Genomic DNA, 12,260 nt, shown 5'->3' on the forward strand with positions numbered 1-12,260 from the left:
TATATAAAGGAGGGAACAGTACAATGACGGAGCATACTCCATTGGCACAAAGGAAATATTTTAAATCGGGAAATCTTCAGCTGTCCTATCTTGATTTTGGCGGAGACAGCAGGCAGGTGCTGGTGATGCTGCATGGGTACATGGCTAATGCAAGGACCTTCTCGGAGCTGGCGGTCCGATTCAAGGATTGGCGGGTGATTGCTCTGGATCAGCGGGGACATGGATGGAGCGACCATCCTCCCGGGCAGAAATACGCCAGGGAAGATTACGTAATGGATATTTGGAATCTGGTCCAGTCGGAGCTCGGGGGACAGCCGGTTACGATTTTGGGGCATTCTTTGGGTGGATTAAATGCTTATCAATTCGCGGCCCGTTATCCTGAACTGGTGAGCTCCTTGATCGTGGAGGATATCGGCGCGGAGATTAACGCGGACTTTTCCTTTGCTGAACAGCTTCCGTTCCGGTCGCCTTCTTTGAAGCAGCTGAGGGAATCGCTTGCTGGCGCCGGACTGCGGGCGATCGACTACTTTGCCGAAAGCGTGCTGGAGGATGAACGGGGCTGGGGCTTCCGAACGGATTTGAAAGGACTGCAGGTATCCGTCCCCCAATCCAACGGGGTGTGGTGGGACGACTGGCTGCGCTCAAGCTGCCCGATCCTCCTGATTCATGGCGGCAAGAGCTTCATCATGGATACCGAACAGGCAAGACGGATGCAGGCAAGAAGACCGGGCACCAAGCTTGTCGTTTTCGAACAATGCGGTCACGGAGTCCACTCCGATGATTTACACGGTTATGCTCAAGCAGTGAACGACTTTCTGGATGACCCGTATAGCACCTGAAAAAGCGCCGGCATCCAAATGCAAGAAGGTTAACCTTAAGGGCGCTTCTTGCGCTTTAAGATTAACCTTATTTTTTGTTACTTGGTTACGACACCCAAACTCTTGCACCGAACGTTGATTCACGGTAAAGCAGAATTAATATAACCGTTCTTCGCCGGTTACCGGATTTTTAAACGCGGACTTGATATCGCTGTGGCTGAGTTCTCCAGCGAATTCGGTATCCGGGGCTTCCGGGTCCTTGTTACGGTTTGCTTTGGCCGCTTGTTCCTTCGCTTCGGCTTCGTTGGCTAAGTGATTATCCTTTTCCATTTCGTTTCGATGCCTCCCTTGTCTAAATCCATTTATCATTAGGATGCAACTTCCAGCCTGGGTCTATGCATCGAGGGGCTGTATCCCAAACCGCCGACGGTTTTGGTAAACTAAAAGGGTGGGATGACAATGAATACAAAGGTGTGATGTACATGAGCAGGCCATACATGATGGAGACCAATCGTTTAGGCTTTTCGGAATGGCGGGAGAATGATTTAGAACTGGCGTTGGAATTATGGGGAGATCCGCTCGTGTCCCGGCTGATCAGCGCAAACGGCCGATTTTCGGAACAAGCGATCCGTGAAAGATTACAAACAGAGATTCATAATAACCTGAAATTCCAGGTTCAATATTGGCCTGTATTTGAACTCTCAAGCGGTTCAATGATCGGCTGTTGCGGGTTAAGGCCTTATCACAATGAGGCTCGCGTATTTGAATTGGGTTTTCACTTCAAACCGGAGCACTGGGGAAAAGGCTATGCTCATGAAGCGGCTTCCGCTGTTCTGGAGCATGCCCGAAGCCATCTTAAAGCTGAGTTCGTTGTGGCCGGGCATCATCCGGATAATATGGCTTCGGCAAAGCTCCTGAGCAAGCTCGGATTTGAATATACGCATCACGAGTATTACGAAGCAACGGGACTTGAGCACCCAACGTATCAATTCAAATATGAATTATGTTAATGGATCGATTCGATATTGCTGTGCCTGCCACCCTCGCTTGGATATTAAACAGCTATATTCTTTCTTTCCCTATCACTCTGAAGCGAAAATAAATTAAGATCAATATAGCGATCATTCCGGAAGTGGAGCGGGAGGGGACATGATGTTCGAATCGATTTACGATCAATTGAACCGATGGGGGAAGGACGACACGTTTTTCGTACGCATCATTGAGCGGATCAAGCCTGACGGAATAGCCGATTTAGGCTGCGGAACCGGAAGGCTGACGCTGCATTTGGCGGGTAAAGGTTATCATGTGACCGGTTTGGATCCCGACGAGGCGTCGATTCGGATTGCCAAGCAGAAGGACACAGAGAACGCCGTGCTATGGGAGGTTGGAACGTCCGAGAAACTGGGGGCGGAGCGGTTTGATGTAGTGATGATGACGTCCAACGTGGCACAGGTTTTTGTGACGGACGCGGAATGGACCGCCACGCTGCACAACATTTTTCAGTCCTTGAGGCCGGGAGGGTACCTTCTGTTCGACACCAGAAACCCTCTCGCACGCGCTTGGGAACGCTGGACCAAGGAACATTCTCTTAGTGAAGTTGTGGATCCGGCAACGAAAGCGAACATCAGAACCTGGCATGAGACGACCTCGGTTCATCTGCCCCTGGTGACATACGATACTTTTTATGAAAATTTGGATACCCATGAGGTTCGGAGCGAAGACGACACGCTGATTTTTAGGGAGAGGGAGACGCTCAGGCAGGATCTGCTTGCTGCAGGCTTTCAGCAGGTGAATATATACGGAGACTGGGAATTCCAGCAGGCGGGGCTCCATGCCAAATCCTTTATCTTTGCTGCTAAAAAGTAAAAAAGAAACAGAATATCCGCATGGTTTCTGCAATGAAACAGCCTGTCGGCCTAAGCCGGCAGGCTGTTCTGCTAACGTGCGAGATTCATGAGAATGCGTGGGTTCGATGCTGAACCGCCCCGGATTTTACGAAAGAACTGCTTACTCTGCAGTTTCGTCCAAGTCTTCCGTATAGGCCAAAATGCCGCGCTTGAAATAAAGCAGCTTTTCATCCGTAGTCGATTCCATGAGATTGGTAATCAGGAGTTCGACGCTTTCTTTATACTGCTGGCCGTTATACAGCGCCATGGCCAGAAAAACCCGGAGTGCCCGGTTGTCAGGGAACTCCTGAACGCCCCTGCGGAGCGTTGCGATCGCCTTCTCATATTGGCCCCAGTACCGGTAGGTGCTCCCCAGACCGAGCAGACAGCGCTCCAGGTCGTTACCGCAAAGGCCGAGATGCAGGGCGCGTTCGTAGTAGGGGATGGCTTCTTTTCCCAATCCCGAGTTGTCATGGGCGATTGCGGTCTGGTAGTTCACCTGCGCATCATTCGGATCTTCGTTCAGCAGATCCAGCAGCCGGGCGCGCACATCGGCGAGAAGCTCTTGATCCTGGTTGGCGCGCCCCTGTTCACGGAGAGCAATTAATTGCTGCAGCTGGTCTTTTGGCACGTTGCTTCACTCCTCTTTTTCCACATGAAGGAATTCTAACACAGCATCTGGAGGGCGTCTATTTGAAGTCTGGTTCAAATGGTATGATGCCACCATGGATGCCTTGGTTGGAGCCATTAATCGCCAGCTGCAAGGTGCATCCGTATCTGCCGTAGCAGAAAAGGTAAACGACAATCAGTTCAGACTGGTTGCCAATTCGACGGACATTCAGCTAAACGTTTCCGGCGTGGATAAAAATCAGTTTTTCGAGGAATAAGCATGCAAAGCCCGATTCCACCGGCAGGTGAATCGGGCTTTTTTTCAGTACCTCAACATGTCAATCAGACTAGGCAGGAAGGCCAGAGAAGGGAAGGATGCAGGATTTAAGCGCTCCCGATCACGCCCTGGTATGATAACCCCTGACAATGAGCGCAACTGCCGCGGCGAAAACGACAATAAGTCCGGAATAGATGGAAATCGCTTGATAAAAGCCAATCCACTCGGCGCCGATGCCTAGTGCAAGCACCGGGATACCGGCACCCAGGTAGGTGACCGCATAAAAGATCGACATCATATCCGCCCGGCTTCCGGATGGGGACATTTCATTGATCCAAGACATACTTCCTGACGCGGCCGGCCCATGCCCGCTTCCCGCCAACACGGTGCTTAATAGAAGGAGGAAAACCGACTGCGTAGGAATTGCAATGACAACGCCCACGATTCCGAGCGTGAGCAAAGCAAAACCTGTATAGATGGCTGACGATGCCGACAAGGACTTGAACAGAATCTGGGATAATGTTGAAAATCCAAGCATTAAGCAAACAACAGCCCCCGATAAGGCCAAATTATGAAGATTCATTTGGGTGGCGATGACCGTCGGCACCAGCGTCATAAAAAACACGGCTACCGCCCATGCGATGATTGACGCCAACACCGAGATCGTAAACGGCTTCCGGATCACGGCCGGCACGCTGGGCAGCTTCAGCCGCTGGGGTGCGTCCGCAATTTTGCGGGTTTCCGGTACAGCTAATAACCCAAGGAAGGCAAAACCTAAAAGCACTAAATGCAAATAATAGGGAAGCCGAATGGGGGAGGATGAATATTCACCCAATAGACCGGAATATAGCGGACCGATGGCCGTCCCGATTGCGATGGACACCGATGCCACCAGCGAGGCCGTTTTGCTGCTTGCCGGGCGCAGCTCAGACAGTGTCGCAACAGCCGTCCCATTGATGATACCGACGCCAACGCCCTGAATCGCCCGAGAAGCAAGAAGCATGGCGAGGTTGTGGGATACCGAAAACATGAGCGAACCCGCTCCGGCTGCGATCACGCCGGCCAGCAGCACTTTTTTACGTCCAATACGATCCGAGAGCTGACCAAACACAAAGCTTGCGGGTATCAAAAAAAGGACATACATAATAAAAAGAAAGGACGTCACTCCCGTTGAAAAGTGCCACAATTGCCCATAAAGGCTATAAAGGGGAGCCGGAATATTCGTACCCATCATAATAATCAAAAGGGCGTAAGCCACAAACCAAAATGACATGCGATTAACTGTACGTGATTTAGACATAGAAAATCTCCTTTTGTTAATCATAGTAGTAATTTCAATAGAAATGTAATATTTTTTATTACATATATACGTAAAAGAATTAAAATATAATAGATGATTTTTGACTCTCCAGCATTATTGTAATATTTTTTATTACAATTATCTGAAAAATAAAGAAGCAGGCTGTTCCTAATCCTGCTCTCCGATCCTGTGCAACACATCGGTAATCGTATAATCCTTCAGATTGGCCACGACCCGTTGTTCGGTCGTTTCAAAGATACCGTCCATAGCTCGCTCGATATTCATGCCGATGGCACATTTTTGATTGGCGTCGGGCCATTTGGGCTTCAGGGATCCCTCCGAGGTCAAGACATAGAGCTTATCCAGGGTAATTGTCCGCGGATCCTGGATGAGGATGAAGCCTCCCTTAGCTCCATGCTTGGATTGAATGAAGCCATGCTTTCTGAGCAAAGACAGTACTTTGCGAACGCGCACCGGATGGACGGCCACACTTTTGGCTATATTATCACTGGTTTTCAGATTGTCCGGCGCATAAGCCAGAAATACAAGGCTGTGCACAGCCACGATAAAATCGCTGTTCATTTGCATCACCATTTGTAATATAAATTATTACATTTATTTTGTCAACGTAAGTGCCATCTTGAAGCTCAGGAGCGGTATGATGTAAGACTAATCGTTCGCGTCATGTCGATCAGGATTTATTGTGTTAAAGTAATCGATCAGCCAATTCGTCAATTGCCGCTGGGAGCCGCTAATAAATCGATCCGCATAGTACATCAGCTCGAGATGACGCACCGGCGTCGGTCCGGTAATCGGGATCGATGCAATTTCGGGCCGCTCCGGATTTTGTCTGAGCAATCCAGCCGGTTGAATCGTCGCGCCTACCCCTGCTGATACGAGTTGCAGCAGTGAAGTGGCTGAACTGGCCTCCATCACCGTCGTTAATTCGAAGCCCTCTTGTCTGCATACATCGTCAACCAGATCGCGGCCAAGATACCCTTTTGGATACATCACTAAGGCATGCTCCTTCAGTTCCTCCAGCGTGATCTCCTTCCTGTCGGCGAGCTCGCTTGCCGAATTCACGAATAGATGATAGGGTTCGCATCCAAGCGGAATTTGGGTCAGCCTTTTATCGACCGGCCCGCGCAATCCAATGCCGAGATCTACTTTATGATTAAGCACTTCGTCCTGGACGAAGATCGTTGAGAAGGCCTGCAGCTGGATGTCAGGATAGGTGGATTTGAACTGGACAAACAGCGGAACGAGCTGAAAATCCAGGTCAGAAGGCAGCACGGCCAGCCGAACGGTGCCTTGTTTGCCGGACTGGAGCTCCTTGATGGCATTTTTGGCGTCCCGTTCCGCCTGCAGCATTTTCGTTCCATACTCCCGCAGAAGCCTACCGGCTTCCGTCGCAACCACCTTCTTGCCGATGCGGTCGAAGAGCGGCATGCCGAACTCCGCTTCAAGGATGCGAATCTGCTGGCTTAGTGTGGGCTGGGAGATGCCTAGCTCATCGGCGGCTTTTGTAAAATGAAGATGCTCATATACGGCCATGAAGTACTGTATATTTCGAGTGTCCATGCAAGGTCTCCTGATTTTAATAGTATTTTACTATCATAATAATATAAATTATAGGATTGAACAATGAAAGGCGGTTCCATATACTGAATGTACATAAAGCAGATGGGTGGAGGAAATCGATGAGAAAGTTCTATTTATTATTAGCTATATTTATCGCGGCGTTGAACCTAAGGCCAATTCTTACGTCTGTTGCCCCTTTGCTCGGTACCATGCAGAGCGATTTGGGAATGAGCGGGCTGACCGCAAGTCTGCTCACGACGCTGCCTGTATTATGTATGGGGATTTTTGCTCCTGCAGCGACGGCGCTGAGTGATCGGCTGGGGCTGGAGCGCACGATTGTCATCGCCTTGCTGCTCATTACAGGAGGCACCGCTTTGCGAGGAATCGTCGGCTCCGTCACGATCCTGGTGGTTACAGCGCTGGTAGGCGGGATCGGAATCAGTTTGGCAGGGCCTCTATTGTCCGGTTTTATTAAAAAATACTTCCCGACGAAGCCCGGCATCGTCAGCATCTATTCCGCATCAATGACTGTGGGGGCAGCATTAGCGTCCGCCTTCTCCATTCCGATATACGACCGGAGTCATCACAGCTTAACGTTGACCTTGTCATGCTGGGCTATTTTGGGTGTTATTGCCCTCTTGATCTGGTCGGCATTTCTCCGGAACAAGGCTGAGCAGAAAAGATTGGTTCGATCCAGGCTGCCCATCCGTAATAAAAGAGCGATATTGTTAACGTTATTTTTCGGTTTTATGGCAAGCATGTTCTATTCCATCACCGCATGGATTTCACCGATTGCTCACAGCTTCGGGTACAGTCCGTCGAGCTCGGCGGTGTTCCTTACCTTGTTTACGATTATCCAAGTTCCTGTCTCCTTAATCGTTCCGGGTCTGGTGTCCCGCTTTGGCAAAAGAAGATTGTTCCTGGTTTTGTGCAGCGTGTTTGAGCTGATCGGCATTGTGATGTTATTGTTCCACCTGCCGATGCTGCCGGCTATTATCTGTTTGGGAATCGGGGCAGGCGGATTATTCCCGCTGGCGCTGATGCTGCCGATTGTTGAGACGAACACTTCGGAGGAAGCGGGGGCGTGGGCCGCGATGTCTCAGTGTGGAGGTTACATTATCGGCGCATTCGGTCCGCTGCTGGTGGGAACGATTCATGATTACAGCGGAAGCTTTCACGCTGCGCTTCTCACGATGCTCGTAATCATCGTAGCAATGATCGGGGTGCAGCTGCTAATCGCTGGCAAAAAGGCTGAGGAGGGGGCAGGTTCGTGATGAGTTGTAACTTATATGAGTAGGCAAAAAAGAGGGCACCCAACCCTCTTTTTTTATGCTCAATCCAATTCCACCTTATACGTCTGGCGGTATTTAAGCGGTGAGAGGCTGGTAATGTCTTTGAAAATGCGCCCGAAGTGCGTCATGCTCTCAAAGCCGACCCTCTCGGCGATATCAGCGATTTTTAAAGTGCTACCGGTCAGGAGGCGGCGCGCTTCCTTGATCCGGACATTGTTCAAATACTCGGTGAAGGTGAAGCCGGTATTTTCCCGAAACGTCTTGCAGAAATAAGAGGGGCTGATGAAGAATTTGCTGGAGATGCCTTGGATCGTCTGGGTTTCATGGTAGTTCTGGTTCAAGTAATCGACGATATCGAAAATCTTCTTATGAATCGGATTGCTCCCTGTATGATCGGCTGCCGGCAGTGTAGACGACTTACGGTAAATGAAGATGAGCAGCTCAAACAGCAGCGTCTTCAAATAGTACTCGTAGCCGGGAGGCTGCTTGTTGTACTCGGCAATCATTTTGTCGAACAGCTTCTCGATAAAGCTCTGTTCCTGTCCGTTCAAGGGCATGAAATGCTTGCCGCTGGCAAAGCTGGACAGCACGTGAAAGCTGTCGTTGTAAGGAAACATATCCTCGAGAAATTCCTCCTGAAACAGCAGCGTAATCCGCTCGAAGCTCTCCTTGCTGGAGTTGACCAGCTTGTGGATCTCGTTCATGTTGATGATTAACAAGGCCCCGCCAACCACTTGATAGCTTTGATCCTCGATGAAATAGCTGATATCGCCCGAGACCAGATAAAAAATCTCATAGCCATTATGATAATGGCGTGTCGGCATGCTTGTGTTATATTTCCTCTCGCGACTAATGTCGAATTTAGAAGCTTCATAGAAATTCAACTCCACAATTCTTCCACCACCATGTCAAGTTGTGAACCTCAAGATCATGATAACATATGTAGAAAAAATAGAAAATAGATAAGATACGTGCAGAAAAATCGTAATATCCTATGCTATATTTGTAGTCGACAAGGCACAAACCATAGGAGGTAGCGGATAACAGGAGAATAAAATAGCCTATTTTTCGACGTGATTCGAGTTAGTTTTATTAACATTATGTAAAATAAAACTTCGTTTTTGCTATGCTTTGAGTCAGCTTTGTTAACTTCGTGTTAAAACGGTTAGATTTTCGCAGGTCCGAACTGGTTTTATTCAGTTTTCTGTAAATTTGGCACAAAAAACGGAGGCAGGGGTGTCCATGAAAAATCCACTCACGAAAAATCGCTTTCTGATGAGCGTACTTCTATTGTTTTCCCTCTCAACGGTACTAACCGCATGCGGGAGTGCAGACGATTCGAATCATACGGCCACAGCGGATGCGAAGAACAATGGCAAAGAAAAAGTAGAGATTGTCTGGATGATGGCGACAGACCCGGACAAGAAAGCTTGGCAGGAAGCAATGGTCTCGACCTTTGAGGAGAGTCACCCCAACGTCAAAGTGCGGCTCGAAAATATCCCGTACGACCAATTTGATCAAAAACTGGCTACCTTGATCGCCAGCGGGAATGCGCCGGATGTTTGGAATCCGAACCAGGCGGACAGCGGATTTGCGACTTATATGAAGATGGGGGCCTTAAAGGACCTGACCCCTTATATCGATAAAGGGGCTCCCGAGCTCAAAACGATGGATCCGAACCTCCTCAACATTTATAAAATCGACGGTAAGTATTACGGCGTCCCGCTCGTAAGCAACGCCACCTATCTTTACTACAACAAAGATTTGTTCGATGCGGCCGGAATCCCTTACCCGACGACGGACTGGGACGACAAGTCCTGGAATTTCGATACGATGCTCGAAACGGCGAAGAAATTGTCCCATGACGTAGGGGATGCGCGCAAGCAGGTTTTCGGCTTTTCCAGCGCTCTGAGTGCCAATGAGATGACCTGGCTCTTCGGCGGGGACATGTTCAAGCCGGAGGCCTATACGACCGGTGTCATGGGACAGCCGGATCTCATGAAGCCGCTGAATATTGAAGCGCTGCAGTTTAACGTGGACTTGATCCATAAGTACAAAGTTGCTCCGGACGCCGAGACGGTAGCCGCATCTGCACAGCTCGGGGATCCGTTCCTTACCGGCAAGGTCGGCATGTACATTTCAGGCGGGTGGGGGCTGGGCTCCTACAAAAAGGCGGATTTTAAATGGGGGGTAGCGGCCGTTCCATATCACGAGGGGCGGAAAGTACCGCTGTACGTCGACCCGTGGAGCATTTCGGCGACAAGCAAACACCCTGACGAGGCCTGGGAATTCGTCCGGCATTTAGCAAATCCCGCAGAGGGCGGCGGCGCTTACCGGTATATGAACGATGTAGGTAGAACACCGGCGGATTCAGGGCTGTTCAAACTTTGGTATGACAAAATGGGCGGGGAAATCGGCATGGATGCCGCGGCGTTCAAGCAGGTACACGAAGGCTCGATCCAAAATGGTCGCGAAGCAGAAAATCACCTGATCGTCAAATTTAATACCGTGCTCGAAACGATGAACCAGTCGCTCTATCAGGTATGGGGAGGCAAGGAGAGCGTGACGGACGGATTGAAGAGCTTGAATGAGAAGCTTCTGTCGCTCAATTTAAATCAATAACAGCCAGAGCTTGGAGTCAATTACACCTGGGCGGACGTGTTGTGCAAGCCCGCGTCCGTCCCATCCCATCCTACGGAGGTTGCTCATGAGTAAGCGTACGCTGGCAATGAAGCGCGAGGAGCGGTCGTTTTGGATTTTTATAGCTCCTTGGTTTATCGGTTTTATATGCTTTACCGGGGGACCGATTCTCATCTCGCTGCTGCTCAGCTTCACCGAATACAATGTCATTTCTTCTCCGAAATTTACGGGAATCAGCAATTACCTCCTGCTGTTCAAAGACCGACTGTTCTACAAGTCGCTGTCCGTGACGCTGTATTACACCGTGCTTGCCGTGCCGTTCACGATCCTGACCTCGCTGGTGATTGCGGTGCTGCTGAATCATCGAATCAAGGGGCAATCCCTGCTTCGCACGCTGTATTACGCGCCCAGCATCGTATCCGGGGTAGCCGTTTCTTTTCTATGGTCGTGGCTGCTGAACCCGCAGTTCGGTGTTGTGAATTCCGTCCTTTACGATTGGTTCGGCATTCAAGGGCCTGGTTGGTTTACGAGCTCCGACACCGTGGTCCCGTCGATGGTGCTCATGCAGCTGACGGCTTCGGGCAGCACGATGGTCATCTTTCTGGCTGCGCTGCAGTCGCTGCCGGCCGATTTGTATGAGGCCGCTTCAATCGAGGGGGCCAGCGGCTTTACGAAGTTCCGGAAAATAACGGTCCCGCTCATTTCGCCCGTCATCCTTTTTAACACGATTATTGGCATGATCGGAGCGCTGCAGATTTTTACGGAAGCCTACGTGATCACCAAGGGCGGGCCGGACTGGAATTCGTATTTCTACGTCTACTATTTATTCGATACGGCGTTCAAGCAATTCCGGATGGGGTATGCGTCCGCTCAAGCCTGGATCCTGTTCCTGCTCATTTTTGCGCTCACCCTCGTTTCGCTGCGGGGTTCGAAAAAATACGTCCACTATGAATATGACTCGAAGTAAGGAGATGCCTTCCACATGAAGCCAAAAAAGTCGTACAACCCCGGCGATATGCGTCCCGTAAACAAAGTCATCCTTTACGTCCTGGTATACGGCGGCGTTCTGTTGTTCGCGTTTCCGTTGTTTTGGATGCTCTCCACTTCGCTGAAGACGATCGCCGAAATTCATCGCGTCCCGATGACGTGGTTTCCGGGCCGTCTGCAGTGGGGCAACTTCAGGCAAATTTTTATCGATGCCCCGCTAGGCCGATTTCTTTGGAACTCGGTATGGTACTCGGCTGTGACGGTAGCAGCGGTCGTATTCACCTCCGCGATGGCCGCATTCGCTTTTGCGCGGCTGCGGGCGAGGGGCAGTCTGTTGTTATTCGGGCTCGTCCTCAGTACAATGATGATCCCGTCTCAAGTGACCTTGATCCCGCAGTATTTGCTGTTTACGAAGCTGCACTGGACCGGAACATATTTGCCGCTCGTCATCCCGGCATTTACGGCGAGCTCTTTTACGATCTTTCTGATGCGCCAGTTTTATCTGGGGATCTCGAAGGAGCTGGACGAAGCGGTCAAAATCGACGGGGGCGGCCAATTCACGATGTTCTTCCGCATCCTGATTCCGCTCTCCAAGCCGGCTTTTGCCACAGCGGCCATTCTGGAGCTGATCTCAAGGTGGAATGACTTGTTCGGGCCGCTCATTTACTTGAACGATATGAATAAGTACCCGGTTTCGCTCGGCTTGGCCAATTTTACGGCAGCTTACGGGGCAACACCGTGGAACCTGCTGATGGCGGCTTCGCTCGTCGCGATTTTGCCGCTGCTGCTCATTTTCTTTTTTGCCCAGAAGTACTTTATTCAAGGCATTGTGATCACAGGCTCCAAAGGCTGATTGTATTCATCTTGATG

13 protein-coding genes are annotated in these 12,260 nt (G+C 50.2%); 7 read left to right on the forward strand and 6 right to left on the reverse strand.

The window, feature by feature from the left end:
• Positions 1 to 23 precede the first annotated feature (23 nt).
• Positions 24 to 839, forward strand: coding sequence for an alpha/beta fold hydrolase (locus ABID47_RS25205; protein ID WP_354500857.1), 816 nt, complete (start codon positions 24 to 26; stop codon positions 837 to 839).
• Positions 840 to 974: 135 nt separating this feature from the next.
• Here ABID47_RS25205 and ABID47_RS25210 read toward each other — a convergent pair whose 3' ends face one another.
• Positions 975 to 1,148 (reverse strand): hypothetical protein, encoded by a 174-nt coding sequence (locus tag ABID47_RS25210; protein ID WP_354500859.1) that lies wholly within the window; start codon positions 1,146 to 1,148, stop codon positions 975 to 977.
• Between the two features lie 167 nt (positions 1,149 to 1,315).
• On the opposite strand from ABID47_RS25210, the gene ABID47_RS25215 reads away from it, so the two are divergent.
• Both ABID47_RS25215 and ABID47_RS25220 read left to right on the forward strand, forming a co-directional pair.
• Positions 1,316 to 1,828, forward strand: coding sequence for a GNAT family N-acetyltransferase (locus ABID47_RS25215; protein ID WP_354500861.1), 513 nt, complete (start codon positions 1,316 to 1,318; stop codon positions 1,826 to 1,828).
• A gap of 139 nt (positions 1,829 to 1,967) precedes the next feature.
• On the forward strand, positions 1,968 to 2,684 hold the full coding sequence (locus ABID47_RS25220; RefSeq protein WP_354500863.1) for a class I SAM-dependent methyltransferase: 717 nt from the start codon (positions 1,968 to 1,970) through the stop codon (positions 2,682 to 2,684).
• A 141-nt stretch (positions 2,685 to 2,825) separates the two neighbouring features.
• On the opposite strand, the gene ABID47_RS25225 is transcribed toward ABID47_RS25220, so the two are convergent.
• The 4 genes from ABID47_RS25225 to ABID47_RS25240 all read right to left on the reverse strand — a co-directional run bounded on the left by ABID47_RS25225 (position 2,826) and on the right by ABID47_RS25240 (position 6,471).
• Entirely contained in the window at positions 2,826 to 3,335 is a 510-nt protein-coding gene (locus tag ABID47_RS25225; RefSeq protein WP_354500865.1) for a tetratricopeptide repeat protein, read from the reverse strand.
• 376 nt (positions 3,336 to 3,711) lie between these two features.
• The gene (locus tag ABID47_RS25230; protein WP_354500867.1) at positions 3,712 to 4,914 is read right to left on the reverse strand and encodes an MFS transporter; all 1,203 of its coding nucleotides are present in this window, start codon (positions 4,912 to 4,914) and stop codon (positions 3,712 to 3,714) included.
• A 144-nt stretch (positions 4,915 to 5,058) separates the two neighbouring features.
• On the reverse strand, positions 5,059 to 5,472 hold the full coding sequence (locus ABID47_RS25235) for an RrF2 family transcriptional regulator (RefSeq protein WP_354500869.1): 414 nt from the start codon (positions 5,470 to 5,472) through the stop codon (positions 5,059 to 5,061).
• Between the two features lie 87 nt (positions 5,473 to 5,559).
• On the reverse strand, positions 5,560 to 6,471 hold the full coding sequence (locus tag ABID47_RS25240; RefSeq protein ID WP_354500871.1) for a LysR family transcriptional regulator: 912 nt from the start codon (positions 6,469 to 6,471) through the stop codon (positions 5,560 to 5,562).
• Positions 6,472 to 6,590: 119 nt separating this feature from the next.
• Here ABID47_RS25240 and ABID47_RS25245 point away from each other — a divergent pair, with 119 nt between their 5' ends.
• Positions 6,591 to 7,745, forward strand: coding sequence for an MFS transporter (locus ABID47_RS25245; protein WP_354500873.1), 1,155 nt, complete (start codon positions 6,591 to 6,593; stop codon positions 7,743 to 7,745).
• Between the two features lie 59 nt (positions 7,746 to 7,804).
• Here ABID47_RS25245 and ABID47_RS25250 read toward each other — a convergent pair whose 3' ends face one another.
• Positions 7,805 to 8,653 (reverse strand): AraC family transcriptional regulator, encoded by an 849-nt coding sequence (locus ABID47_RS25250; RefSeq protein WP_349774592.1) that lies wholly within the window; start codon positions 8,651 to 8,653, stop codon positions 7,805 to 7,807.
• Positions 8,654 to 9,005: 352 nt separating this feature from the next.
• On the opposite strand from ABID47_RS25250, the gene ABID47_RS25255 reads away from it, so the two are divergent.
• The 3 genes from ABID47_RS25255 (at position 9,006) to ABID47_RS25265 (ending at position 12,243) form a co-directional block, all read left to right on the forward strand.
• On the forward strand, positions 9,006 to 10,385 hold the full coding sequence (locus ABID47_RS25255; protein ID WP_354500875.1) for an ABC transporter substrate-binding protein: 1,380 nt from the start codon (positions 9,006 to 9,008) through the stop codon (positions 10,383 to 10,385).
• Positions 10,386 to 10,470: 85 nt separating this feature from the next.
• The gene (locus ABID47_RS25260; RefSeq protein ID WP_354500877.1) at positions 10,471 to 11,370 is read left to right on the forward strand and encodes a carbohydrate ABC transporter permease; all 900 of its coding nucleotides are present in this window, start codon (positions 10,471 to 10,473) and stop codon (positions 11,368 to 11,370) included.
• 15 nt (positions 11,371 to 11,385) lie between these two features.
• A complete protein-coding gene (locus ABID47_RS25265) occupies positions 11,386 to 12,243 on the forward strand; it encodes a carbohydrate ABC transporter permease (RefSeq protein ID WP_354500879.1) in 858 nt (285 codons plus the stop codon).
• The last annotated feature ends 17 nt before the right edge of the window (positions 12,244 to 12,260 follow it).

This window comes from Paenibacillus favisporus (assembly GCF_040545415.1).
GTDB classification, from domain to species: Bacteria; Bacillota; Bacilli; order Paenibacillales; family Paenibacillaceae; genus Paenibacillus_AQ; species Paenibacillus_AQ favisporus.

Bases quoted from the DNA above. Each gene is read 5' to 3' on its own strand.
- ABID47_RS25205 (WP_354500857.1), top strand. From the start codon at position 24: ATGACGGAGCATACTCCATTGGCACAAAGGAAATATTTTAAATCGGGA.
- ABID47_RS25210 (WP_354500859.1), bottom strand. From the start codon at position 1,148: ATGGAAAAGGATAATCACTTAGCCAACGAAGCCGAAGCGAAGGAACAA.
- ABID47_RS25215 (WP_354500861.1), top strand. From the start codon at position 1,316: ATGATGGAGACCAATCGTTTAGGCTTTTCGGAATGGCGGGAGAATGAT.
- ABID47_RS25220 (WP_354500863.1), top strand. From the start codon at position 1,968: ATGATGTTCGAATCGATTTACGATCAATTGAACCGATGGGGGAAGGAC.
- ABID47_RS25230 (WP_354500867.1), bottom strand. From the start codon at position 4,914: ATGATTAACAAAAGGAGATTTTCTATGTCTAAATCACGTACAGTTAAT.
- ABID47_RS25235 (WP_354500869.1), bottom strand. From the start codon at position 5,472: ATGAACAGCGATTTTATCGTGGCTGTGCACAGCCTTGTATTTCTGGCT.
- ABID47_RS25240 (WP_354500871.1), bottom strand. From the start codon at position 6,471: ATGGACACTCGAAATATACAGTACTTCATGGCCGTATATGAGCATCTT.
- ABID47_RS25245 (WP_354500873.1), top strand. From the start codon at position 6,591: ATGAGAAAGTTCTATTTATTATTAGCTATATTTATCGCGGCGTTGAAC.
- ABID47_RS25255 (WP_354500875.1), top strand. From the start codon at position 9,006: ATGAAAAATCCACTCACGAAAAATCGCTTTCTGATGAGCGTACTTCTA.
- ABID47_RS25260 (WP_354500877.1), top strand. From the start codon at position 10,471: ATGAGTAAGCGTACGCTGGCAATGAAGCGCGAGGAGCGGTCGTTTTGG.
- ABID47_RS25265 (WP_354500879.1), top strand. From the start codon at position 11,386: ATGAAGCCAAAAAAGTCGTACAACCCCGGCGATATGCGTCCCGTAAAC.